A 25247-nucleotide genomic window follows, 5' to 3' on the forward strand; every position below is an offset into this window, starting at 1 on the left:
AGAATAGGAGCGCTTTTGCTAAACTTATCAGCCCAATTGTTGAAGTAATATAACTTCACTGTGGCTATATCATAGCATGGTTTAGCGACTTGAGCGACCGTTCAGCATTTATGCTGGACGGTTTTTCTGTTATTAGAGGCAAACGAGTAGTGAGCAATCATTACTCGTTTTTTCGTAAAGAAAATTTAGTCGAAATTGTGATCATAAAAACCAAATCAGTGGAAAGAGGTAATCATCATGTCAATTACGATGAAAGATGTTTTTATTACTTGGAATAACTCACTTACGTCCGCGAATACTATGAAGAAATATAACCTATCAGTAAAGCTATATTTCCAAATGGTTCTAGGAAAAGAGCCATATGATATTTCGGAATCAGATCTAAAGAATTTATCGTATGGCGATACGGTAAATAAGTTTGTTGCTCCATTACGAAATAAAGGGGTAAAAGATTCAACGATAAAAAGTCATTTGATTTAATCTTGGCTTATTCGTGCCGAAATTTCTTTTGAAAATAATAATTGCTTTAAAATTTTAAATTCAAGGATAATTAATAGTGGTTTTATTAAAGAACTCACATAGTTTTTTCCTGGTCGTTACCTTGAGAGTAGTGAAACAAGGTAACTGAAATATTGTACTATTATGGCAATAAATTGCAGGTTGTAAGGATATAATAATACTTCCATATGTGTGTGGGAGTGATTTCATGTCCAGTGTCCAGACTCGGAAGTTCTAAAGGTATTTCCCTGAAGTAGCCTCAATTGATTTTTATAATAATTCTGGTAAACGATTAGCGCAAATTAATGTAGGTGGGAGACCACATAATCGATGGGAAAAAGTACTTCTAAATACTCATATAGGTTATTTTCATGATGAAATTGGAGGCACCAGAAAAGTTAATTATTATGAGCGTGGCCTTGTCGCTAAAGTAAAGTGTATATGGAATGAGGACCAGTAGTTTAACAGGGAGAACAAGGCTTCATACATTGATGTGAATTTCGGCTGAAAGAGGTCGAGACACGTATGGTAGTCGGAGGTGTTGGTTCAATTCCAACCGCCCTCACTCTGCATCTGCAATCAGCAGGTGCTTTTTTGTGCCTCAGATTATGTCATTTTCTATGTGAGTGTAGATGGTGATCCTGGCGTATCCTTATTGCAAGACATTATAATGACAATGTTCACATTGCATTCAACCCCTGTACTTGCTAAAATTGCAGTGAAACGTTTTCATGGGGGAATATAAAATGGGTAAGCTGTCAAAACAAGCACTTTCATTGTGGGCAAAGAAGGAAAATCGGGAGGGCCAAGAACTATGGCTTCCATTAGTTGCACACTTGGTTGATACTAAAAATGTTATCAGCTGGTTGTACAGCCATTGGTTAAATGACAGCCAGCGTCAGCTTTTACAACAAGATTTAACAGCGTCTGAAATTGAACAACTGGTTAAATTTGTTGGCTATTTTCATGATATTGGTAAGGCCACTCCAGCTTTTCAAACGAAACCTTCTTATAATCGTGATTACGCTCTTGACGATGAACTGACAGAAAAGCTCTTGCAAAGTGGATTTGAAAAACTTGCTGAATATAATCCTTCTTCACGAAGTAAATCTCCTCATGCTCTAGCTGGAGAGACCATCTTAGAAAACGCCGGTTTGAACACATTTGTCGGTGCTATTATTGGCGCCCACCATGGTAAAACTGTTGGGGAATTTTTTGATTCCCAACGGCAATTTAATACATATACTAGTAATTATCTTCTATCTGATGGCAATGAAAACTTGCAAGCAGAATGGCAAAAAACTCAGCAGGAGTTAATCGACTATGGTCTGTCAGTGACTGGTTTTACCAGTTTAGAGGAAGTTCCACAAATCACGCAGCCCCAAGCAGTTTTACTAACGGGTCTGCTAATTATGGCTGACTGGATAGCCTCCAGCGAGTTCTTAGGTACTGATCAAAGCCAACCGATGTTTCCACTAATTAGTCTTGACCAAGGCTTCACTGATTTAGATATGGAACAGCGTTTTGAACAGGCAATTACTACGTGGGATATTAGTGGTCATTGGACACCTCAAATAATTTCTAACGTTGATCAGCAATATGATAAGCGTTGGCATTTCAACCCACGACCGGTTCAACATTTGATGTCAGAAGTGATTGGTCAAATTGCCGATCCTGGAATTATTATTGTTGAAGCGCCGATGGGAATTGGTAAGACAGAGATTGCCCTAACTGCTGCCGAACAACTTGCTTTCATGACAGGGGCATCTGGACTATTCATGGGCCTACCAACGCAGGCTACGAGTAATGCGATGTTTAGTCGGGTTGACAAATGGGTTGATAAGTTAGCAAAGGAAGAGAACGTTAGTCTGCCAATTCGCTTAATGCACGGGAAAGCCCAGTTTAACCGTGAAATGAAAAGTCTCCCCAACGCTCAAAACATAGATAGTCCAAATTCGGTCGTGGTTAACAGTTGGTTTTCTGGTAAAAAATCAATGCTAGCAGATTTTTCGATTGGAACAATTGATCACTTACTATTAATGAGTTTAAAGCAGAAACATCTTTTTCTTCGCCACCTGGGTCTTAGCGGCAAAATTGTGATCATTGATGAAATCCATGCCTACGACACGTACATGTCCTCGTATTTAAAGCGGGCTTTACAGTGGTTAGGTACATACCATATTCCAGTAATTGCCCTATCTGCGACCCTACCGAAGGAAAAGCGAACTGAATTAGTGAAGGCCTATTATCGGGGGAAATATGGTCATCAATTGGAACAAACGGATAATGCTTGGCGAGATAGCCAAGCTTATCCGCTATTGACTTACCTTGATGGAACGGAGGTAAAGCAATACAACCAGTTCCCTAAACCGACTAAATCCCAGGAAGTTAAAGTTGTTCGCTTGGATTGTGATGATCAACAGTTAGTAGCTAAGGTAGCTGATAGCATTAAGAATGGGGGTATCGCTGGAGTAATCGTCAATACCGTTAAACGAGCCCAGGAACTTTCCCGCTTATTACCAAAGGGGCTGCCACAAATTGTCTTGCATTCCGCCTTCTTAGCACCGGACCGAACTAGATTAGAAGAACGGCTTCAAGCCGCTATCGGCAAGGGAGCTGAGCGCCCAGAAAAGTTGGTTGTAATCGGGACCCAGGTGCTAGAGCAATCATTAGATATAGATTTTGACGTTTTGTTTACCGATATTGCACCGGTTGATTTGATTCTGCAACGAATGGGAAGACTACACCGTCATGACATTCACCGACCAACCGGCCTAGCAACGCCAACTACCTATGTATTGGGGATTAATGCCTTTGGTGATTACGGCGATGCAAATGAAGCAATTTACGAAAAGTATTGGTTGATGAAAACTGATCACTTTCTTCCTGAAACTGTCAAGTTGCCAGCCGATATTTCACCATTGGTGCAGGCGGTTTATGACCCTGTAACTGACAAGGAAGTTTCTGAGATCGAAGAGGCAAGTGCTCAGACGGAACAGGCTGAAAAGATAGCTAAAAGGAAAGCAAGAGTTTACCAGATTGCTGTCCCTAAAGAGCACGAGAATCTCTATGGCTGGCTGGATCGAGATCAACAAGGAATAGCAAATGATGATGCCGCAGCAGAAGCTGCTGTCCGTGATATTAAGGAGACGCTGGAGGTAGTAATGATTAAGCACACTCCGGTTGGCGATTTCTTAGTTGACGGAAGAAACTTGACCGATGTTGACGAAAGTGAAATTGCACAACAAGTAATCCGCCTGCCTAACCGGATAACTCCGGACATTGCGAAGGCAATTGATGAATTAGAGAAGCGGACGGATAAGTATTATCATAACTGGCAAGACAGTCGATGGCTAAAGGGGATGCTTGCTTTACCGTTAGATGAACGTTTAAGCGCCGAACTGTTGGGCTGGCGGCTTAGTTATTCGCCTCAATTGGGCTTGCAGTATGAAAAGGACGAAGAAAATGAGTGAGAAAAGTTTTAATTTGGTGACTGAGCCCTGGATCAAGGTCATCGATGAAGATAACCTTGAGCAGACTGTGTCACTAGAACAATTATTTACAAACGCTGCCCACTATCAGCAGCTTGCTGGCGAGATGAAATCGCAGGACTTAGCAATATTACGGTTTCTATTAGCGATTTTAACCACGGTATATTCCCGCTATAATGCTGATGGGAAACCATATGAATGGTTGACGATTGATGAGCAATCAATGCGACCGGTGTCTTTTGATGAAGATGAATTTGAAGATAGTGGCAAAGACGACTTACTACAAACTTGGAATGGCTTGTACCATGCACAGCATTTTACAGAGATTGTGACCCGTTACCTGCAGAAGTACGCTGACCGCTTTGACCTTTTAAGCTCAGAGCATCCTTTTTACCAAGCTACACGGGCCCAGTACGATTCACTGGTGCCGAAAAATAAGGTTGTTGCTAAGGGAAAAGGAACCGTGGCGGTTAAGCAGATGAACCGGACGATTTCGGAAAGTAATAACAAGCCGGATATTTTCTCGCCTAATACATCACCGCATAAAAATGACCTTTCGCTTGCGGCGTTAGCCCGTTGGCTGATTACTTACCAAAACTTTACGGCGGTCACTGATAAGACCAAAGTAGTTGCTAAGGAAAAATTTTCTGTTTCACCTGGTTGGCTATACGGCCTTAATCCAGTTTTTGCGACTGGGAATAATCTTTTTGAAACGCTGATGCTGAACTTAGTGTTAGTTCCCCAAGGGGTTGATTTAGAAATTGAAACCATTAGCCAGCAGCTAGCTTGGGAGCTCCCAATTGAGGAGTACGTTAAAGCCCGGCTCACGGGGATTGTACCGGGGAATCTAGCTGAGCTTTACACAATTTGGTCACGGGTGATCCATATTGAGTGGGATAATGGGCAGCCGTTGATTTTTAGTGCGGGTTTGCCGAAACTTGATAATCACGAAGCCTTTTTGGAACCGATGACAATTTGGAAATTTAACAAAAAGGACAAGGAGTGGCAACCCAATTTACGTTGGCTGAATTCATTAGGCAAGGCGATGTGGCGCAATTTTGGTCAGTATATAAGTGTTCAACAGGCAGAGAACAGTCAGCGCGAACCAGGAATTGTTACTTGGCTCCATCTATTGCAAAGTAAAAAAACAATTGCAGATGAGACAGCTTTGCGCCTCACTACAGTAGGCTTGATTAACGATGGTAACGCAACATCCCAATCACCCGCTGCCGAATTCGCTGATGAAATGCAGATTAACGCAGATGTTTTGTTTGATCCCAACCCGGAAAAACGCCTTCAGTGGCCGAAACGGATTGAGGACACTGTTGAAATGACTGAAAAAGTTGGTGCACTTGTCTGGTACTTTGCAAATCACATTATGGAACTTCGCGGTGTGAAGGATGATGGTGCGTTTGCCAATCGAGTGTCAGCTCGCTTTTACGAACGGCTAAACCGGCCCTTCCGAGAATGGTTGGCTGGTTTGACCAATAATGACGAACGTGATGAGAAAGTTAACCTTTGGAAACGGACGGCTAAACAGGTCGCCGTGCAAACGGCTGATGAATTATTAAACTCAGCAACTCCGCAGGATATTCGGGGAAGGGTAAAAAATGCTGATGGTGACCAGCACAATATATTTACCTATTACCGGATCTTTAGGGCTTCTGTCAACAAGGTGCTGGGAATCGAAGGAGGAAAGAGCTAATGGCGCGGATTGAAACTGTTACAAGCCGAATTATTCATCAAATTTGGGGGAATGGTAACCCAAACAAGGCGGTGTTAGCAGCACTGCGAAATACCAATGATGTCTTGAACAAAAAAGCAACGGTAGTGTGGCCACTACTATTGGATGCTTTGGCAAAGAATGACCTAAGTAAAACTGGACGACCAACATCAGCTGAACGGGCAGTTTTTGCAGCCTTACATTGTTACGCTGTTTACCAGCAGGGGAATCAAGCCAGCTGTGGATATGCGGACAAGGGCCATGGCGGGAAGCCGCTTTTTAAAGCCCTAGCTGAGCTGCGTAAAGATCCAACAACCCGCGCGGCAATTGATCGTCGGGTGCAAAACGTTCTCGGGAATACTAACCCTGGTAGTGTCATTAACGCGGTTGGCCATCTTACCTCAATCTTAAAGAGTCGCTCATCGCAAGAGGTGATAAACTTTGCTCAACTTGGGCAAGATTTCTACTACCTTCAATTTAGTAATGAGAGCGCCCGCGAGGTTAGCTTAAAGTGGGGGCAGCAATATTACTGGCAGTCGGGAAAGCAAGTAGCTGAAAAAGGAGAATAACTATGAACAAGCCTAATTTATATGTTGATATCAATGTTTTACAATCGGTCCCTTCATCAAACATCAACCGAGACGATACCGGTGCACCGAAAACAGCATATTACGGGGGCGTAGTCCGGTCACGGGTTTCTTCGCAAAGCTGGAAACGCGCAGTCAGGATGTTGTTTAAGGACCAAAGCGCGGATGCGGAATGGCTAGCCGGTATCCGGACAATGCGGGGCCCGCTGTTGTTAGCAAATGAATTGCAAAAGCAGGACTCGAACCTGTCGTCAGATGAGGCAATGGAACAAGCTGTTGCGGTCTTCAATAAGGCTAAAATTAAACTTGATAAGAAGACCAATCAGACGAAGGCATTGTTGATGTTGAGTCATGGGCAGATTGAAAAACTAGCTGAATATGTTCTCCAAAACTCGGAGCTGGATAGCAAGGCGGTAAAAGAAGTCCTCCAGGGTAACCACTCATTGGACATGGCGCTTTTTGGCCGCATGGTTGCTGATGATCCGTCGTTAAACGTTGACGCTGCTTGTCAGGTTGCCCATGCTATTTCGACTCATGAAATTGTCCCTGAGTATGACTACTACACGGCAGTTGATGATGAAAAGGCAGATGATGAATCTGGTTCGGCAATGATTGGGACGATTGAATATGACTCGGCTACACTGTACCGGTATGCTAACGTTAACGTCAATGAGTTAGTTCACAATCTCGGAGATGTCGATACGGCGGTTAAAGGGCTTCAACTTTTTGTGAAGGATTTTGTTCTATCCATGCCGACAGGGAAGCAAAACAGTTTTGCCAATAAGACGGTGCCACAATACGTTCTGGTAACGGTGCGGGAAGATACGCCAGTTAACCTTGTCTCCGCATTTGAAGAACCGGTTCAGTCCCGTCATGGCTACTTACAACCATCAGTGAAGCAGCTAGAAAAAGAATATCAAGATACCCAGCAATTTGTTCAAACGCCGCTTGCTAGTGTTGTGGTGACGAATAAAGAATCAAAAATCAATACGAAAGCGACTGATGTTGATGACTTAGTAAGTAAGGTTACCGAAGTCATTGAAACGAGGGTTAGCGATGAAAACCTTAACGATTAAGCTGACGGGGCCACTACAATCGTATGGTAACGAAGCAACTTTTAGTCGGCGAACAAGTTATCACTACCCCTCTAAAAGCGCAGTTATCGGTTTAATTGCCGCCGCGCTGGGTTACCGACGGGGAGACTTGCGAATCAAACGGTTAAATGAGTTAAAAATGGCGGTTCGGATTGACCAGCCAGGACGGACCTTAACTGATTTTCAAACGATCGAGTATAACCAGAAAAACGGTAAACGAAGCTTGTCCTACCGTGATTACTTACAAGACGCGGTTTTTGTTGTCGCAGTCGCGGGTGAAGACCAGCAAATTAAATTGATTGAAACAGCACTCCACCACCCTAAATTTCAACTATTTCTAGGGCGGCGGGCGAATGTACCAGCAGGACTATTGGTAACGCAGGTTTTTGATGAGGAGAACCCTGCAGTTGTACTTAGACAATATGAATGGCAGGCTGCTAAATGGTATCAACGACAGCAGCGGCAGCCAAAATATGTAGCAGAAATAATTGCAGATGCTGACTTAGCAAAAGCAAATTTAACAACGTTCGTGAAAGATAATGTCGGTAGTTTTAGTCAGGATCACCGATGGCACTCGTATCGGACAATTATTAGTATGGATGTCGAATTGGAAAACAGACAGTATCATGGTCAGGATACCAGCCATGACATAATGGCAAATCTAGAGGGATGATCTATGTATATATCACGGGTAGAAATTGATGATCGGAATCGTCGTAAAATTAACGATTTAAGCCATTTAGGTGCTTACCATAACTGGGTTGAGAATTGTTTTCCAAGTGAAATTGCTCAGCATGAACGACGTCGCCATTTGTGGCGAATTGATCAGTTACATGGTAAACGTTATTTGCTCATTGTGAGCGAGGATAAGCCAGAGGCGACAGGAATGTTAAGGTATGGTGTTGCTGGGACCGCGATGGTTAAAAAATATCAGCCGTTCCTAGAAAAGATTACGTTAGGAGAGGTAATGCAGTTTCGGTTGACGGCTAACCCGACATACCGGACTGATGGAAAAGTATACCCCCACATTACTGTTGATCAACAAAAAAATTGGCTACTACGAAAAGCTGCTGCAAACGGTTTTGAAATTATGAAGAATTCAGATGGTAGTAATGCCTTTGATCCGATTAGTCGAGATTGGCCGGTTCTGTATCATCAACGGCAGGTAAAAATAAGTCGGGTCTCTTTTGAGGGTGTTTTACGTGTTACTGATGTAAATAAGTTTAAGGATGCGTTAACCCATGGAATTGGCCGCGAAAAAGCGTATGGAATGGGGATGCTCACAGTAATCCCCTTGAGGAAGTAATAATGGTTAGTAATTATGGAGCCCCTAAAACGGAATTAGGCGAGCTAGGCCGCGTTCAGGATCGAATTACCTTTTTATATTTAGAACACGCTCGGCTTAACCGCCAAGACAGTGCGGTCACAGTTGTAGACCAACGGGGAACTGTTTATATTCCGGCAGCAATGGTTAGTGTTTTACTACTTGGACCGGGAGTTGATATTACTCACCGAGCAATGGAATTAATTGGTGATTCTGGAGTATCAGTAGTGTGGGTCGGTGAACATGGGGTTCGGCAGTATGCTCATGGCCGCTCCCTAGGTCACTCCGCTCGTTTCCTAGAGCAGCAAGCCAAATTGGTCTCCAATCGACGGTCACGTGTGATGGTGGCACGGAAGATGTATCAAATGCGTTTTCCCGGTGAAGACGTTTCCAAGCTAACAATGCAACAGTTACGAGGAAAAGAAGGAGCACGGGTTCGTCGGGTATATGCGGAGCAGTCAAAGAAAACCGGCGTTGCCTGGGAGAAACGGGAATACAAAGTTGATGATTTTAATGCGTCGACACCGATTAATAAGGCATTGACAGCAGCTCACCAGGCCCTCTATGGCTTGTGTTGTAGTGTGATCGTTGCTTTAGGCGCTTCGCCCGGGTTAGGCTTTGTCCACACTGGGCACGATCTGTCATTCGTTTATGACTTTGCGGATTTGTATAAGGCGCAATATTCAATTCCGGTAGCTTTTCGGATGACAGCTAAGCATGGGAATAATGACATTGCGGACTGGACTCGTCGGGGAATGCGGGATGCGTTTGCTAATGGGAAATTAGTGGTTCAAATGGTGAAAGATTTGAAATTTTTGCTAGAGATTGATGACGAGGTAACAGCGGAAACAATGCACCTGTGGGACGATCGCCAGGGGTTGCAAGAGTTTGGTGTTCAGTATCATGAGTTTGATAGTGAGGATGAGCAAAACTGATTGTTATAGCATTAACGAAAGTGCCAGCAGCTTTACGAGGAGATTTAACCAAGTGGTGCCAACAAATCCAGACAGGGGTTTACGTCGGTAATGTCAATGCACGGGTTCGTGAGCGATTATGGGAACGGATCGTTAAGAATATTGGCCAGGGTGAAGCAACACTTGTCTATAATACTAATAATGAACTTGGCTATATGTTTCGCACAACGCGCAAGGATAAAGAAGTGATTGATGCGGATGGAATTCCACTCGTCAAATCCCTGTTCCAAACTCAAACAACTAAGCATGGTTTTAGTAATGCTTATAAGTATCATCAGGCTAAAAAATTTAGTCACCCGAAGATTAAGGGATTAGACTTTGTTAGCTTAGATTTGGAAACAAGTGGATTGAATCCATCCTCTGCGCAGATTATTTCAATTGGAGCGGTGAAACGAGTAGCTGGGCACACGACAACTTTTTATCGGTTAGTAAAGCTGGAATCGGGCAAGAAAGTGCCGGTGGATATTGCCCGCATGACTGGATTAAATAATGAGCGTTTAGCTGCGGAAGGCGTGTTAGTTAAGGAAGCATTGATAGACTTGCAGGCCTTTACGAAGGGCCTGCCAATTGTTGGTTATAACTTACTTTTTGATGAACGCTTTTTGCAAACTGCAGTTATTAGAACGGGCATTGTTCAGTTTAATAATAAGATGGTAGATGTGTTGCCATATGTTAAGACGACTGATAAGTTTTGCGATAATTATCATTTAACAACTGTCCTAGCCAAGTATGGCGTTAAAAATGAGCAACCACACAATTCATTAGCGGATGCAACAGCGACTATGGAGCTAGTTGATAAACTCATTAAAATTTACGGCTTTCGAATATAAAAACCGCGGCCCATCAGGGATCTTTTAGTGTATTCCCCATGTACGTGGGGGTGATCCCTCGGTGAACCTGTAAATGCAGGGTGTACGTTTGTATTCCCCATGTACGTGGGGGTGATCCCTGTCATGGTGCCCAAGAAAGATGGTACAGAAAGTATTCCCCATGTACGTGGGGGTGATCCCTGACATGGTTAGTCCTCCCTTAAATACTTGTGGTATTCCCCATGTACGTGGGGGTGATCCTCACCTTTATCGAATTTCATATTCCCCTCTTTTGTATTCCCCATGTACGTGGGGGTGATCCCTTTTAGGCGCCTTAGGGCGTCCTGAACTTTATAGTATTCCCCATGTACGTGGGGGTGATCCCCAGTTCGTGAACGAGTGTTTGCTTAACGTGCTGTATTCCCCATGTACGTGGGGGTGATCCTAGTGCCGCAGCCAATTGGGTTAGGCCGAATCAGTATTCCCCATGTACGTGGGGGTGATCCGAATTCGACGGTTACAAGGACCACATGGATGTTGTATTCCCCATGTACGTGGGGGTGATCCTAACCCCCTTTCGTTTAAGCACAGTTTCTACTGGTATTCCCCATGTACGTGGGGGTGATCCTGTATTTTCTACGCCTGACAGGGATGGTCGATAGTATTCCCCATGTACGTGGGGGTGATCCCATTTAGCTCATACCAAGGACTTACTAGCAGAAGTATTCCCCATGTATGTGGGGGTGATCCCATTTTAGAAAGCGCTGGACCGGCCTTTCCACCGTATTCCCCATGTAAATGGGGGTGATCCCGGACAAACTACTTGGCGGGACGATCGGCGGCCGTATTCCCCATGTATGTGGGTGGATCCCATATACGTAGGGCTAAGCTATCGCATTTCTCGTACGGTATGTTGTATAATACAACCATTAACTTTTGGTATTCCCCATGTGTATGGGGGTGATCCTGAAACGATATTCAATGAGATGGATATCCAAGCGTATTCCCCATACTTGTGGGGGCAATTTACTATTAGTACTTTCTTTGATAGTATTCAGTTGCGTTGATATATCAAGGAGTACGTATTTCCTTAATTTGCGCCACTATTGCAGTGCCAGAAAAAGGCGTTGTAGTAGTGGCTTTGCTATTTTTTAAAGAGCAGCCCCATATTTACATTAAGGATTATCAGCAATTTTTCTTGAATAAGGGATAATAATCCTGTATTTATATTAGAGAGCCCCACTGTTTTAAATAGGAATTAGAAGACCAGGAGGTGACCTTTTTGAGAGAATACAAAAATAAGGAAGAACTCAAAAGTGAAATTAATAAGTCATTCGGAAAATATATTTCTGAATTTGAAAACATTCCAGAAGCTATGAAGGATAAACGGGTCACCGAAGTTGATAGAACGCCAGCAGAAAATCTTGCTTATCAAGTGGGGTGGACGACCCTCGTCCTCAAATGGGAAGAAGACGAACGGATGGGTCTCCAGGTTAAAACACCATCAGATAAATTCAAATGGAATCAACTGGGTGAGCTATATCAGTGGTTTACGGACACCTACTCACATTTATCCCTGCAAGAATTGAAAATAAAATTAAATGAAAATATTAATTCTATCTATGCAATGATCGACTCACTGAGCGAGGAAGAATTATTTAAGCCTCATATGCGAAAGTGGGCCGATGAAGCAACTAAAACAGCGGTTTGGGAGGTATATAAGTTTATTCATGTAAATACTGTTGCGCCTTTTGGAACTTTTCGAACTAAAATCAGAAAGTGGAAGAAACTAGCGCTATAAATTTTAAAAGTTTCATGAATCGTTATTAAGTGTGAACACCTACAATCCCCCATATTAAAAACACCTGACATTCAGCTTTATTAGGTTGAGTATCAGGTGTCTTATTTGTGTCACTGCTTCTCTTCTTCGTCAACCTTCTTAATTACCCGTTTAACTTTATCCAGGGGGTAGGGAACCTCGCTGCGTTTATAATAATGCTTACTCGTGACCGTCAGTTCTTGTTCGCTATCACCCTCGCCGACTGGCACTAGGACACTATCCCCTGGTCGGATCGTGTCATCATCAGTCAAGTAGTTATACTCACGGCCGTCCTCGAAGAACTTAACGCCGATGTAAATCACCTCATCCAGGCAGCGCCGCCTCCGCGTGTAATAATTGCTATTTAACAGGGCACCAGTTTGGAATATCCAGCAGCTCGTCAATCGTATGCATCAAATCAGCCCAAGGCGCAGGGAGACAATAGCGCTCGTAGTCCCCGCTAAACCTAACAGCCGGTAATATTCGCCGCTTAATCAGGCAGTTAAAATGCCCCAGTTGCCCATTATCCTCCGCTGCATTGGCCGGGATACCCGGAATAGTAGCCGTAAAATCAACCGGATTAAGACGGTCAAGCAACGGCAGCTCACTTTCGGGCCACTGGAAGGTCGTGGTGACTACCGGTCCGTCGGCAAATTGGCGGCGGTAAGTCACCGCATTAGGCACGCGCGTTAGCACTAGCTGTTCCTGGTACCCGTCGTCTTCCTCATAGTTGACCACGAATTCTTCAATGAAGTCCTCGCGGCCATTACCGTCGAGAGCCATCAAGTCGGCGCGGTTTAAGCAATCACGGATTTCCATTGCTAGCTGGTTGATTACCGGCTCATCGGTTGGGTAATCATTAAAAGTCCAGGAGTCACCGTCACCACTCCAGATGGTGGTAGAAAGCGTGGAACTAGGATTGCTACCGTCCGAGCGGCTGCCAAAGTAATTGAGCAATACCAAAATGCGTTTTAAGAAAGATGCGGCCTTCGCGGGCGCAACCTGAAAATACTCAGTGGGTTGTCCAGCAATCGGCCGGCGCTGGTAATCGTTAAAGACCAGTGACCGAGAAGTGCAGCTGCCGTCGATATTAATCGTCAATTCCTGTCCCCACTTGCCACCAGGAATCTGGCTGTCGTGCCAGGGCATATAAGGATTTCCAAACCAGATTACTGCTTTTTGCGGCTGACCAAAACTCTGCAACAAACTACTTTGCTGATTCTCCATGGAGGTCCCCTCCCTTAGTGAGTTGAAATAGTTAAAGGAAGTATAACTATCTTTGCAATAATTATACTTCCTTTATTTAGTGTCCACGATGCTTATTGCGATGTTTTTGAACGCGCTGTTGGTAACGTTGCTTTTTCAGCAACCGCTGGTGGGCGGAGCGTGTAGCTTTTCGTCTTAGCTGCTATGTGTAAAATTCAAATTTTTCGTTCAGCTCCGCAAAAAAGGTATATGCTATTCAAAAAGCGGTGATTTTAGATGCGGCAAATTCCGGTTAAACAGGCCCAGACAGAGCTGAAACGGCTTGTAAAAGTAAAAACCAATCAGCGAGTTACCTTACTCACAAATAAAAAGGACCGTTCCCTGACGATTACCAGGACGAACGGTCAACTGACCCTTACTGAGCAGGGCTACGTCGACCAAACAGTAACGTATCCCACCAGTGTTGCCAAACACCAACTGATGGCTGCCTTTAAACGGGAATTTCCGCGCAGCCACCAGCTCTATATCAGCCACGAACAGTTATGAATTACTAAGGGGAGCAAGTTAAATGGAAGTTAATTTTTATCAGGCGGGCTGTAAAAACTTTTTCAAAAAGCATGTTCAGCAAACTGACTTAATTAAAAGCCGGATAACGGCCGCAATCGACCAGGAACGACTGACGGGGATGAGCAAGGTTAAGCTCGCCAGCAGGCACCGGGTCAATGGCTGCCCGGTATATGAATTTCGTCTCAATCTAGGGAAAATTGGTTCCGCCAGACTTGCTTTTACAGTCGCAAATGAGCAGGCTACGGTTTACTTTATTAGCAGCAAATTGCAGAAGAGCTCCTTTAGCCACGATGTTGAGCGCATTATTGAGAAAATTTGCTAGCATTGTAAAATTCAATAGCGCAGGAGCTGGGTGTTGGTCAAACGCTGATAAATTAGCATTTGGCCAACACCAAATAGGGCTAGTTTCGCGTCGAAAGATAAACACCAAAAATCAGCTCGTCAGCCGATTTTTGGTGTTTTTTCTCCCTTTAAATTGACTTCGCATTGTTCCACTTGTATGTTTTAGATGCTAGGAAAGCTCAATCCTGGTCAATCCGTTTAATGACCTTCGCCGGACCACCGCCCACGACGACATTCGCTGGGACATCCTTGGTAACCACCGAGCCGGCAGCAATCACGGCCCCGTCACCAATCGTTACTCCAGGGCAGATGGTACTGTGACCACCAATCCAGACATCGTTGCCGATGGTGACCGGCTTGCCGATTGCCAACCGCTCCTGCCGGCCCTTCGCCGTCAGCGGGTGGTTGACGGTGTAAATATCCGTATTCGGTCCAATCCAGACGTTATTGCCAATGTTAACCGGGGCAATGTCGAGGACGGTTAAGTTATAGTTAGCGAGGAAGTTGCCGCCGACATGGATGTTCTTGCCGTAATCCACGTTGAGCCGGCTGTGGACCACCAGGTTCTTCCCGGCCGAGCCAAAGATTTCCCGGGCCTTCGCTTCCTGCTTTTCCGGTTCGTTCTCGGGAATGGCATTAAACTCCTGACAAAGCGCCGCCGCGTTGATCTTTCGACCGGCCACTGCGGGGTCATTGAACTTATACCATTCGCCGTCTTCTAACTTTTGCAATTCGCTTTTTGTCATTTTAAGCCTGCTCCTTACTGATTAACTGCTTTTCTTCTGGAAAATCCGCTGATAAAGAAAGGTTACGTAAGTCCTTGAAGTTTTGCAAAGTTTCCGTGTACTTTTCGATTGCCAGGTCGGATGAAACCTTCCCTAGTGGCAGGCGGGCTGGTAAATTATCCAGATGATTTTGTACCTGGTTGATGATGATTGCGGCCGCCTTAACCGGGTCACCGGGTTCGTGATGGGCGCCGTCAGCCATCTGCTTAATGAAGTCACCAAACTGGTTGTAGTCCTCGTGGGTTGGCATTGTCTTGTTAGAGGAACGGCCAGCCCAGTCAGTCCGGAAGCCGCTCGGTTCAACCAGCATCGTCTTGATCCCGAGGTCCTTAACTTCCTTGGCAATTGATTCGGTAATCCCTTCCACGGCATATTTAGTTCCGTGGTAGAAGGCAAGGGTTGGGAATGAATATAGGCCGCCGATGGAAGAAAAATTGACGATTACACCGGACTTTTGCTTGCGCATAATCGGCAATATTTCCCGGGTAATATCTACTAATCCCCAAACGTTGACGTCAAACATATACTTAACGTCAGCGAGGTTGGATTCCTCAAAGGTTCCGAAGTAGCCGAGACCAGCATTGTTGACCAATACGTCAACCGTGCCGAATGCGGTTACGGCGTCTTTAGCCGCATTTACAACTTGTTCGTGGTTGGTGACGTCTAAGATGACCTTGGCAATCTGGCCGTGGTTGTATTGGTCGAGGTAGTCTAGTTGGCCGAATTTCCGGGAAGTGGCGACTAGGTTAACGTCGTCGCGTTGGGCCAACTGGGTTGCTAACTCCTTACCAAATCCGGTGTGGGTTCCAGTTACTAACCATGTCTTTTTCATCATTAAACTCTTCCTTTCAACTCTTTAGTTTCGAATTTCATATGTTATGATACGAGTTAAACTATAGTTTAAGTCAACAGGGAAAGGGGATTTTTAAATGCGCTATTCAATTGGTCAGGTTGCAGAAAAGTTAGCTGTGCCGACGTCGACCCTCCGCTTTTACGATAAGAAGGGGTTACTGCCGTTTGTCGACCGGGATGAAGCCGGGCGGCGTAGTTTCAAGGACAATGACCTGAACTTCCTGGAAGTTATTGAATGTATGAAGAAGTGTGGGATGACTATTAGTGAAATCCGCCATTTCATCGAACTCTGTATGGCCGGGGACGTTACCCTGGATGCTCGCTATGACCTCCTAGCAAAAGAAGAAGCGGCGGTAACCAAGCAGATTGCGGAATTACAGGAACAACTCGCCTTCCTCCACTATAAGATGTGGTATTTTAAGACCGCCGTAGAAGCTGGGACGGAGAGGATCCACACGGTTGAGACTGACGAAGGTGAGCGGGTGGCACCCGATATTCAAGAACAGTATCGGGCCGCGCTTGCCAAATGTCACGATATCGACGAGCTAATTAAATTGGGGCAAAAATAAACTATCCTGTCTGCCGGCATTCGTGTTGGAAGCGGGAAGTATAATCCGTCGTCAAGACTAGCTAGTGTTTTATTTCCTGGGAAATTCTCCGCCAGGAGCCTGCTTAGTCACTGCTGGTTAATCCATATAACATTTAAGGGGCCAATCAGATTGAATGCAGTGTCAATCTGACTGGTCCCTTGATATTACTTAATCTACTAAATACTGTTTAGCGTTCGTCACCCGAACCAAAAATGTCAAGCAGGCTGACGAAGAGGTTGATAAAGTCAAGGTATAACTGTAAGGCCCCCAGGACTGCCAGTCCATTGACGGAGAGTTCATCCCCGTAGCCGGTATAAATGCTTTTCATTCGTTGGGCATCCCAGGCGGTTAGAATGGTGAAGATAATGACAGCAATAACGGAAAGGACGTAGTTGACCGCGGGGCTATGGAGAAAGAGGTTCACTAGCATGGCAATAATCAGTCCAACCAGAGCGGCCGTCGCGTATGAACCTAACCGTGAAAAATCACGGTGAGAAAAAGTACCAATCAGGGCCATCGTGAGAAAAATTCCCGCGGAGGAAACGAAGGCGGTCGCAATATCGGCACCAGTATATGAGCCAGCAATAAAGGCAAAAGTGATCCCGTAAATAACCGCGGTAATGATTAGCAGGACGAAGCTCACACCGGGGCTCCGGGTAGCGTTAAAGCTGATTCCAAAGGTGAGGAAGATGGGGAGGAGGATGATTAGCCAAATTCCCCACCGGTTATTGGTCAAGAAAGCAGTGAACTGGTTAGCAAATACGTTAGCAACCAGCCAGGCAGTCAGAGCAGAAATTAATACCGCAAACGTCATTAAGCCATACATCTTTGTTAAGAATCTATTCAACCCACTAATATCGGCGACCGGCCGCCGGTCTGAGGGAAATCTATCCATAACTGACACTCCTTTCACAAAGTTAACTCACTATTTATTTATATGATATAAAGAAAGTAATTGAATTGCAATTAATTAGCAGTGATGGGGAAGGGAGAGAGATGAGCTGCTGGCTTATTACGTAATAATTATTTATAATATCGTTAGTCAACGGTAGAATAACGCAATAAATGTGCTAATCCCAGGAGGAGATTTATAAATGACTAACCCAGTAATCGAAGAATTGCGGCGGGCAGGGGTTCAGTATCAGCTGCTCAACCATCCCCCAGTGTATACTGCTCAGGAAGCGGACCGGTACGTACAGGGTCACCAGTTTGCCCGCACGAAAAATCTCTTCTTGCGGGCCAGGCAGGAATTTTACCTGGTAATCGTGGACGAAAAGAAGCGCTTAGACCTACGGGCACTTCGAAAGCAGCTTCACAGTACACGGTTGCAGTTTGCGACGGCAGAACAGCTCCGGGAACGGTTAGGAATTACCCCCGGGGCGGTCTCACCGCTAAACCTTATCAATAACTCAGGCCATGATGTACGGGTGGTGATGGACCGGACGATTGTTGAACAGGAACGACTCATCGGCTGCCACCCCAATACCAACCGGCAGACAGTTATCCTAGCACTTCCCGCTCTTCTGGCGTTGCTGAAACGCTGGGGGAATGAGGTCACTATTTTGGACTTATAGAAAGAGGCTTTTTCAATGGCTTATGATTTTAAGAAGGAACAACGAACCTTATACCGCCCTGGTGAGCAGCCGCTCGTGGTGGACGTCCCGGCAATGACTTTTTTGACTGTTTGGGGGCATGGGGACCCTAACCAGCCGGGAAGCGAATACCAGCAGTCGATTCAGCTCCTGTATGGGCTTGCGTATACTATTAAGATGAGCAAGAAGGGACCCGTTCAACCGGCGGGGTACTTTGATTTTGTCGTCCCGCCGCTGGAGGGCTTTTGGTGGCAAGAAGGGATCAACGGGATGGACTACGAGCAGAAGGAAAAGCTGGCGTTCATTTCCTGCCTCCGGGTTCCTGACTACGTGACCCCGGCAGTCTTTGACTGGGCAGTCAAGGAAGCCACGGCCAAGAAGGGACTTGACTTTTCCCGGGTCAACCTGCAAGTCCTTACGGAGGGAAAGTGCGTCCAGGTGCTGCACCGAGGGCCGTTTGATGATGAGCCCGCGACGGTCAGCAAGCTCCAGCAGTTTATCGAGCAAAATAACCTGCAGCTGGACTACTCTGACCAGCGGCACCACCATGAAATCTACCTCTCCGACCCGCGGCGCACAAAGGTGGAAAATCTTAAAACGGTGATTCGCCTCCCGGTCAGCTAACAGCCGTGGGGTCAGCAGATTCTTTGGATAACAAAGCGCTTACCGTAGCAGCGGTGGACACTTCCGTTAAATAGTTGCTTGAAGCTACACCTTTTGGCGAACTATAATCGACAATATTGGCATAAAAGAGAAAGGAAGTCGCAAGAGGTTTGAAAAAATTAATCCATAATCACTTTTTTGCCCTGCTTGCCTGGGTAGTCATCCTAGTGATCTCCCTGGTGGCGCTGCCAAACGTCAACCAGCTAACGCGGGAACACTCACAGATCACACTGCCTAACAGCACCCAGAGTCAAATTGCACAGACAATTGAACAACAGCACTGGGGACACCACGTTAATAACACCTACCAGGTCGTGGCGGTCTTTAGCAACGGTAACCAAAAGATGTCGGCCGCTGACCGGCAAAATGTCCAGAAAACGGTCGACCGTTTGCAAAAGCACCAGGACGAATACGGAATTAAGGCCGTGATGGGCCCCAACGATAATGCTGCCACCCGGAAACAATTAATCTCTAAAGACCAGACAACCCAACTGGTTCAGTTAAACATCAGTAAAAAGCACGGGACCCTGCAAAAAATTAACCGGCAGCTGTCCACGGCGGTGAAGACCACTGGCTTAAAGACGTACATTACCGGTGCCGACATCTTAAACGATGACTTCTCCGGTGCCGTGCAGCAGGGGATCAAGAAGACGGAAGTAATCTCAGTAATCTTTATCTTTATTGTGCTCCTGATCGTCTTCCGCTCCCCAATTACCCCGCTGATTTCGCTGCTGATGGTCGGGGTTTCCTTCATGACCTCGTTTAGTATCGTTACTAACCTGGTTGATAAGTTTAACTTCCCCTTTTCCAACTTTACACAGGTCTTTATGATCATTGTCTTGTTTGGGATTGGGACCGACTACGACATCCTCCTTTACAACCAGTTTAAGGAAAACCTTGGTAAGGGGATGGAGAAGTGGGCCGCGACGAAGGATGCCCAGGAAAAGGCTGGCCGGACGATCTTATACTCCGGTTCGTCCCTCCTGATTGGGTTTACCTCGCTGGGCCTGGCCCGGTTTTCGGTGTACCAGTCGGCCGTTGGGGTCGCGATTGGGGTCGCGGTCCTCTTGATTGTCCTTCTCACGCTGAACCCGTTCTTTATGGCGGTGCTCGGCAAGAAGATGTTCTGGCCGGATAAGCGGTTTACCGGTGAATCGAGCAGTAAGATTTGGCAGCGAATGGCCAATAATTCCGTTCACCACCCAGTAATCACGTTGATTCTGGTGTTCGCTATCCTCCTTCCCATTGGCTTGGTCAATCGTAACCAGCTGAACTACAACGACGCTGATGAAATCAGCAATTCTACTCCGTCTAAAAAGGGCTTTAACGTGGTGGAAGACCACTTTTCTAAGGGGACTGCCGAACCGGTGACGGTTTATATCAAGTCTAACCACCGGCTTGATAACGAAAAGAACCTGCTGCTAATTGATCGCCTGACGAACCAGCTCAAGGATAGTGCTGACGTGAAGACGGTAACGTCCGTGACCCAGCCAGCAGGCTCGAAGGTTCGTCAGCTGTATGTCAACAACCAGCTCCAGCAGCTGACCGGCCAGCTTGGTGCAGCCCAGAGCAGTCTGTCCCAGTTGTCCGCGGGTTTGACTGGTCAAGCGGCAATGCAGGCTGCGGCGACCGGCAGCGCTAGTGGAGCCGCGTCAGAACAGGCGATGATGGCCGGAATGGGTCAGATGTCGTCGGGCCTGCAAGCTGGCGGTGACTACCTCAGCGGCCTGCAAAAGTCGGCCGCGGCGGATAGCTTTTACATTCCGAATAACCAGCTTAAAAACGCGGAATTCCAGCAGTCAGTTAATAATTACCTGTCCGCTGACAAGAAAACCGCTAAGCTGATGGTAATCCTGAACTCAAACCCGAGTGCTAGTCGGGCAACTACCGCAGTCAACGGTCTGACCAAGATTAGCAAGTACTCGCTAAAGGGGACTGCCCTGGGGCACGCGACGGTGGTCGTTGGTGGTCAGAGTTCCAAGATCAACGATACCAAGACGGTTGCCGGTGGCGACTTTATGCGGACCGCCATTATTATGATTGTGGGGATTGGCTTAGCATTGGTTTACGTTACCAGGTCACTCCTCCAACCGGTTTACGTGCTGGGGACCCTGGTGACGGCCTACATGGCTTCGCTATCGATTACCCACTTACTGACCCGGTTGATTCTCGGACGGCCGATGCTGACTTGGAACACGCCGTTCTTCAGCTTTATCATGCTGATCGCCCTCGGTGTCGATTACAGCATCTTCCTCATCATGCGTTACCGGAATACTGACAACCAGCACCACCTGCCGACGGAGCGGATCGTAATGGCCGCGTCGGCAATCGGAACGGTGGTCATTTCGGCCGCGGTTATCCTGAGTGGGACCTTTGCTTCATTGATTCCATCGGGGATTCCAACCCTAATTGAGGTGGCGATGGCGGTAATTATCGGGCTGATTATCCTGGTAATTATCATTCCACTGGTCGTTCCAAGCACGATCCACCTGACCTACCCAATGCGGTCAGCAATGCGTGATAATCAGGCTAAACGAAAGGGAGCGGAACAGAATTAGTTCTCGTTAACCCGCCCAAAGAATAAATGAGCCCCAGGGATCGGCTTTGCCGAGCTCTGGGGCTCACTTCGTAATAGTCTCAAAAACCCGGTGTGAGCCTTTCGAGTGCTTCACACCGGGTTTGCTGTTTAGCTACTGGTTAATAATTTCCTGGTACTTTTGCGGCACCCAGCGAATCAGTTTGTACAAGCCGTAGAAACTCAGGGCGGTTAAGCCGGTCAGGGAAACGACCAGGAGAACGGTAAACCATCCCGCCTGGTGGAAACTGAGCACTGCCGTGTTGCGTCCTTTTCGCTGGTCAACGGTCGGCGCCCCGACACAAGAGCGCGAGTAGTGGCGCAACTGGTGTCCGTTGACCACTAAACGGGATTCCTGGTAGGTCACGATTGGCAAGCGTACGGTTCCAGCATGGGTGGCCCGCCAAGTCAGTTGGAGCCGGCCGCCCGGCAGGACCGTGTGCTTGAACTCCTTCGAATGGCCGATAATCTGGTCCTGGTAGGCGTAAGACCGCACGTATTTTTTATGCAGGTATTTTTCTGGAATTGGCAGGTAGTCTGGGGCCCGCTTTTCCACCCGGAGGAGGAGCTGCCCGGGGTAGTCATTATGAACCGCACGCCGAATGCTCTTTGTGTTTGGCGTTACCCAGGCAAGGGCGGATGAAGTATTCAAGACTTCGTCCGACTCATAAATGGCGGTGCGTTGGAACACGCTGGTGGTGGTGGGAATCGCCACTTGGAAGAGGGCGAAGAGGAGCAGCCCTGTGATGACTCGGAGCCGGAGTTTATCAGCTTTAGGCGCCATCACGAGCTGCTGGCAGCTGCAGGCGACTCCCGTCAGCAGCAGGGGATAGGCGATTACCGTCAGGCGGTTGGGAAACTGCAGGGTAGTCTGTAAGCCTGGCAGCGCGTGCTGGACCATTGACCAGGGGAACCAGACCGAGCTGATGAAGAGGATTACGGCCCCCATGATAGTAACCGTGGTGTTGACGAGTGACTTGCGGAAAGTCACGAGGACGTACAGTAGCTGGAGCAGGAAGAGGAGCCAGCAAAAATAGATCAGGTAGTCCCGGGTGCTTGAAAAGCGGGAGGCCTTCAGGGCGTTATCGACCATGTCAAACGGCGCTGGCTTGGCAATGTGGTTGTGGAGGTTGAGCATCAGCAGGGCGCCCCAGACGTTGGCGGTCAGGACAATCGTTCCCGCGATTGCCTTGAGGGTCGCCACCAGCATCTGTCCCCGGTGGTTCGTTCGGATTAGTCCAATCACGAAGAAGGGGACGAGGGTGAGCGTGAAGAAAAGCGAACTGAGGAGGTGAATCTGAACAATAATGGTCATCAGGCTCATTAGTGGCAGCCAGTGGACAGGGCGTGCTTGATCCTGGAGCATGGTGATGCCCAGCATTATCATGTATGGTGCAAGCGCCGCCCCCCAGGCATTCATGTTCTGCGCTAGTTCCCAGCGGGGTAGCCAACCGAGGCAGAGAAAAATCATGCTGACAAGGAGGGCAATCCGCCGACTGGCCTTGACCTTGATTGCCAGCTGGTACATGCCCACGCCACCGATGAAATAGACGAGGAAGCTAGAGATGACCTGGTAGCGGAACCAGGTGCCCAGCAGGCCGAGGAGGATCCCGTTAAGGTAGGCAAAGAGGGGACCATAGACGGCATTGATTACCCGGCCACTTTGCTGGAAGGAAAAATTACTTTGAAAATAACTCCAGCTGCCCTGCTGAATTTGCTTGGCAGTATCGTAGAAACGGTTGAAGTGGAAAATTGAGTCAGTACCGAGAATAACCCCGTGAGAAATCAGCTGGGGGTACATAATGATGTAGATCATCGTGGCAATTGCCAGGTAAGGCAGGGCCCAATTAAGCACCTTTTTGCATTTTACTTTCATTATCCATCTCACATTTTACTTTAGTAGTTAACACAATTATTACTATTATAAGCTAATTAGTATTAGGCTGCTGAATGAATTTGAACCGTTTTACCCAAATTGTCGCAAAATCCGCCAACGTGGAATCGCTTTCGGGGTGTACAATAACGGTATCTTATGAGTGAAAGCAGATGAAAAAATGATCTCCATCTTCCTGTCCGCCGTCTCCGGTGTCCTGATTATCCTAATAATGGTCGTCGTCGGCTTCGTGCTGAACGAGCGCGGCTGGTTTAACGAACAATCGCCCAGAATTATTTCCCGGCTCGTCACCCAAATCTCGCTTCCGTGCTACATGGTGACCACGATCATGCACGACTTTTCGGCGGGGCAGTTGAAGACCCTGCTACCGGACCTTCGCTATCCGGTGATTTCCATGCTGATTCTCTTTGCCCTTTCCTTTGCGGTGGCACGAGCAATTGGCATCAAGCGCGCCCACATTGGTCTCTTTTCGTCGATGTTTTTTAATTCCAATACCGTCTTTATCGGCCTGCCCATCAACCTTGCCCTATTCGGCAACTCATCGATCCCGTACGTTCTCGTTTACTACATGGCGAACACGACCTTTTTCTGGACACTGGGTGTCTGGCTGATTCAAAGAGACGGTTTGCACGAGGCCAAGATCGACCCACTCACGGCCCTCAAGAAGATTTTTTCGCCGCCACTGCTGGGCTTTATTCTGGGGGTCATTTTAGTAATGCTCCACGTCAGCCTGCCGAAGTTTATCATGAGTGACCTCTCCTACATCGGCGCCCTGACGATTCCGATGTCGATGATCTTTATCGGGATTGCGATTTCCAACGCTGGCCTCAGCCGGATGCGGCTTTCCCGGGACGCCTGGGGAATTTTATTGGGCCGTTTCCTCTTTGCACCCGCGCTGATGGCCCTGTTGGTATTGCCGAGTTCAATGTCGCCGCTGATGAAGCAGGTCTTTATTCTCCAGGCTGCGATGCCAGTAATGACTAACGCCCCGGTTGTTTCGAAACTCTACCACGCTGACGATAGCTACGCCGCCATCATGGTGACGGAAACGACGGTTCTGAGCGTGATTGTGATTCCAATCCTAATGGTAATCATCAAGACCTTCCTGTAGGATTTCTTGGTAAAGGCAACGAAAGTACGCTATTATTGAAAGGGTAAAGGGAGTGCGAGAATGAAGATGGTAGACTTAGTAATCGTTCGTCATGGTCAGAGCCAGGCCAACCGGGATAACATTTTCACCGGTTGGACGGATGTCCCGCTGACACCGAAGGGAATTGAGCAGGGCGTCGCGGTCGGCAAGGCACTCAAGCGGACCGGCATTCAATTCGCCGATGCCAACACGTCCTACATGGCCCGGGCGATTGTCACGACTAATATTATTTTGGGTGAAATTGACCAGTTATATATTCCGGTCCACAAGACCTGGCGCTTGAACGAACGCCACTATGGCGCCTTGTCCGGGAGTAATAAAGCTGTTGTGAAGGCGGAAGTCGGTGCTGACCAGCTGCACCGCTGGCGGCGAGGTTATACAGAAGTGCCACCGAAACTTACGCACCACCAGCACGACCGCCGTTACGACCGGCTTGGGGTACAAATGCCGTTGAGCGAAAGCCTGGCGATGACCCAGCGGCGCTTGCTGCCGTTTTGGCAAGACCAGGTGGCTCCCCGGCTCCTGGACGGCAAAAACCAACTGATCGTAGCCCATGGGAGTTCGTTGCGGGCCCTGATTAAATACCTGGATAAAATTCCAGACGATGAGATTGACCAGGTTGAAGTACCAAATGGGAAGCCAATCTGGTATCGGTTCGATGAGCACCTGCACGTAGTTAAGAAGACCTTTATCACGACGGAGGATGAATAAG

Annotated in this window: 23 protein-coding genes and 1 CRISPR repeat array; of the genes, 17 read left to right on the plus strand and 6 right to left on the minus strand. The window is 47.1% G+C overall.

Annotated elements, in window-relative coordinates; translation table 11 throughout:
• The first annotated feature begins 1244 nt into the window (after positions 1-1244).
• The 9 genes from FC49_RS01730 (at position 1245) to FC49_RS01770 (ending at position 12301) form a co-directional block, all read left to right on the plus strand.
• Positions 1245-3971 (plus strand): CRISPR-associated helicase/endonuclease Cas3, encoded by a 2727-nt coding sequence (locus FC49_RS01730; protein WP_056983917.1) that lies wholly within the window; start codon positions 1245-1247, stop codon positions 3969-3971.
• Positions 3964-5694: a type I-E CRISPR-associated protein Cse1/CasA gene (locus FC49_RS01735; RefSeq protein WP_056983919.1), complete on the plus strand. Its 1731-nt coding sequence runs from the start codon at positions 3964-3966 to the stop codon at positions 5692-5694. The genes FC49_RS01730 and FC49_RS01735 overlap by 8 nt, the downstream gene beginning before the upstream one ends.
• Positions 5694-6281, plus strand: a complete 588-nt coding sequence (gene casB / locus FC49_RS01740) for a type I-E CRISPR-associated protein Cse2/CasB (RefSeq protein ID WP_003711530.1) — start codon at positions 5694-5696, stop codon at positions 6279-6281. The genes FC49_RS01735 and casB overlap by 1 nt, the downstream gene beginning before the upstream one ends.
• A gap of 2 nt (positions 6282-6283) precedes the next feature.
• Entirely contained in the window at positions 6284-7375 is a 1092-nt protein-coding gene (gene cas7e, locus FC49_RS01745; protein WP_003711524.1) for a type I-E CRISPR-associated protein Cas7/Cse4/CasC, read from the plus strand.
• The gene (gene cas5e / locus FC49_RS01750) at positions 7356-8066 is read left to right on the plus strand and encodes a type I-E CRISPR-associated protein Cas5/CasD (protein ID WP_056983921.1); all 711 of its coding nucleotides are present in this window, start codon (positions 7356-7358) and stop codon (positions 8064-8066) included. Before cas7e ends, cas5e begins: the two co-directional genes overlap by 20 nt.
• A gap of 3 nt (positions 8067-8069) precedes the next feature.
• Positions 8070-8699 (plus strand): type I-E CRISPR-associated protein Cas6/Cse3/CasE, encoded by a 630-nt coding sequence (gene cas6e, locus FC49_RS01755; RefSeq protein ID WP_003711544.1) that lies wholly within the window; start codon positions 8070-8072, stop codon positions 8697-8699.
• Positions 8700-8701: 2 nt separating this feature from the next.
• On the plus strand, positions 8702-9652 hold the full coding sequence (cas1e, locus tag FC49_RS01760) for a type I-E CRISPR-associated endonuclease Cas1e (RefSeq protein ID WP_003711509.1): 951 nt from the start codon (positions 8702-8704) through the stop codon (positions 9650-9652).
• Positions 9649-10521: a type I-E CRISPR-associated endoribonuclease Cas2e gene (gene cas2e / locus FC49_RS01765; protein ID WP_081453967.1), complete on the plus strand. Its 873-nt coding sequence runs from the start codon at positions 9649-9651 to the stop codon at positions 10519-10521. Before cas1e ends, cas2e begins: the two co-directional genes overlap by 4 nt.
• Before the next feature lie 29 nt (positions 10522-10550).
• Positions 10551-11311: direct repeats of the CRISPR family, unit length 28 nt; unit sequence GTATTCCCCATGTACGTGGGGGTGATCC.
• Positions 11312-11782: 471 nt separating this feature from the next.
• Positions 11783-12301, plus strand: a complete 519-nt coding sequence (locus tag FC49_RS01770) for a ClbS/DfsB family four-helix bundle protein (RefSeq protein WP_003711546.1) — start codon at positions 11783-11785, stop codon at positions 12299-12301.
• A 110-nt stretch (positions 12302-12411) separates the two neighbouring features.
• Here FC49_RS01770 and FC49_RS10125 read toward each other — a convergent pair whose 3' ends face one another.
• Together FC49_RS10125 and FC49_RS01775 are read right to left on the minus strand one after the other, a co-directional pair.
• On the minus strand, positions 12412-12642 hold the full coding sequence (locus FC49_RS10125) for a hypothetical protein (RefSeq protein ID WP_235804859.1): 231 nt from the start codon (positions 12640-12642) through the stop codon (positions 12412-12414).
• Between the two features lie 37 nt (positions 12643-12679).
• Positions 12680-13546, minus strand: coding sequence for a hypothetical protein (locus FC49_RS01775; protein WP_235804860.1), 867 nt, complete (start codon positions 13544-13546; stop codon positions 12680-12682).
• A gap of 255 nt (positions 13547-13801) precedes the next feature.
• Here FC49_RS01775 and FC49_RS01780 point away from each other — a divergent pair, with 255 nt between their 5' ends.
• Together FC49_RS01780 and FC49_RS01785 are read left to right on the plus strand one after the other, a co-directional pair.
• Positions 13802-14071 (plus strand): hypothetical protein, encoded by a 270-nt coding sequence (locus FC49_RS01780; protein ID WP_003711551.1) that lies wholly within the window; start codon positions 13802-13804, stop codon positions 14069-14071.
• A gap of 22 nt (positions 14072-14093) precedes the next feature.
• A complete protein-coding gene (locus FC49_RS01785) occupies positions 14094-14414 on the plus strand; it encodes a hypothetical protein (protein WP_003711511.1) in 321 nt (106 codons plus the stop codon).
• Positions 14415-14613: 199 nt separating this feature from the next.
• On the opposite strand, the gene FC49_RS01790 is transcribed toward FC49_RS01785, so the two are convergent.
• Both FC49_RS01790 and FC49_RS01795 read right to left on the minus strand, forming a co-directional pair.
• Entirely contained in the window at positions 14614-15180 is a 567-nt protein-coding gene (locus FC49_RS01790) for a sugar O-acetyltransferase (protein WP_056983923.1), read from the minus strand.
• Between the two features lies 1 nt (position 15181).
• Positions 15182-16054, minus strand: a complete 873-nt coding sequence (locus FC49_RS01795; RefSeq protein WP_056983926.1) for an SDR family NAD(P)-dependent oxidoreductase — start codon at positions 16052-16054, stop codon at positions 15182-15184.
• Between the two features lie 94 nt (positions 16055-16148).
• On the opposite strand from FC49_RS01795, the gene FC49_RS01800 reads away from it, so the two are divergent.
• Positions 16149-16640 (plus strand): MerR family transcriptional regulator, encoded by a 492-nt coding sequence (locus FC49_RS01800; protein ID WP_003711508.1) that lies wholly within the window; start codon positions 16149-16151, stop codon positions 16638-16640.
• Positions 16641-16848: 208 nt separating this feature from the next.
• On the opposite strand, the gene FC49_RS01805 is transcribed toward FC49_RS01800, so the two are convergent.
• Entirely contained in the window at positions 16849-17556 is a 708-nt protein-coding gene (locus FC49_RS01805) for a Bax inhibitor-1/YccA family protein (RefSeq protein ID WP_003715976.1), read from the minus strand.
• A 199-nt stretch (positions 17557-17755) separates the two neighbouring features.
• On the opposite strand from FC49_RS01805, the gene FC49_RS01810 reads away from it, so the two are divergent.
• The 3 genes from FC49_RS01810 (at position 17756) to FC49_RS01820 (ending at position 21474) form a co-directional block, all read left to right on the plus strand.
• On the plus strand, positions 17756-18235 hold the full coding sequence (locus FC49_RS01810; RefSeq protein WP_056983928.1) for a prolyl-tRNA synthetase associated domain-containing protein: 480 nt from the start codon (positions 17756-17758) through the stop codon (positions 18233-18235).
• A 15-nt stretch (positions 18236-18250) separates the two neighbouring features.
• Positions 18251-18877: a GyrI-like domain-containing protein gene (locus FC49_RS01815; RefSeq protein ID WP_056983930.1), complete on the plus strand. Its 627-nt coding sequence runs from the start codon at positions 18251-18253 to the stop codon at positions 18875-18877.
• Positions 18878-19026: 149 nt separating this feature from the next.
• The gene (locus tag FC49_RS01820; RefSeq protein ID WP_056983933.1) at positions 19027-21474 is read left to right on the plus strand and encodes an MMPL family transporter; all 2448 of its coding nucleotides are present in this window, start codon (positions 19027-19029) and stop codon (positions 21472-21474) included.
• Between the two features lie 132 nt (positions 21475-21606).
• Here FC49_RS01820 and FC49_RS01825 read toward each other — a convergent pair whose 3' ends face one another.
• On the minus strand, positions 21607-23367 hold the full coding sequence (locus FC49_RS01825; protein ID WP_003716057.1) for a hypothetical protein: 1761 nt from the start codon (positions 23365-23367) through the stop codon (positions 21607-21609).
• A gap of 178 nt (positions 23368-23545) precedes the next feature.
• Between FC49_RS01825 and FC49_RS01830 the strand changes: the two genes are divergently transcribed.
• Both FC49_RS01830 and FC49_RS01835 read left to right on the plus strand, forming a co-directional pair.
• The gene (locus FC49_RS01830) at positions 23546-24496 is read left to right on the plus strand and encodes an AEC family transporter (RefSeq protein WP_003711527.1); all 951 of its coding nucleotides are present in this window, start codon (positions 23546-23548) and stop codon (positions 24494-24496) included.
• 66 nt (positions 24497-24562) lie between these two features.
• Complete coding sequence (locus FC49_RS01835; protein ID WP_191980124.1) at positions 24563-25246, plus strand: 2,3-bisphosphoglycerate-dependent phosphoglycerate mutase; 684 nt, start codon at positions 24563-24565, stop codon at positions 25244-25246.
• The last annotated feature ends 1 nt before the right edge of the window (position 25247 follow it).

Source organism: Limosilactobacillus oris DSM 4864 (assembly GCF_001434465.1).
In the GTDB taxonomy this organism is placed as follows: Bacteria; Bacillota; Bacilli; order Lactobacillales; family Lactobacillaceae; genus Limosilactobacillus; species Limosilactobacillus oris.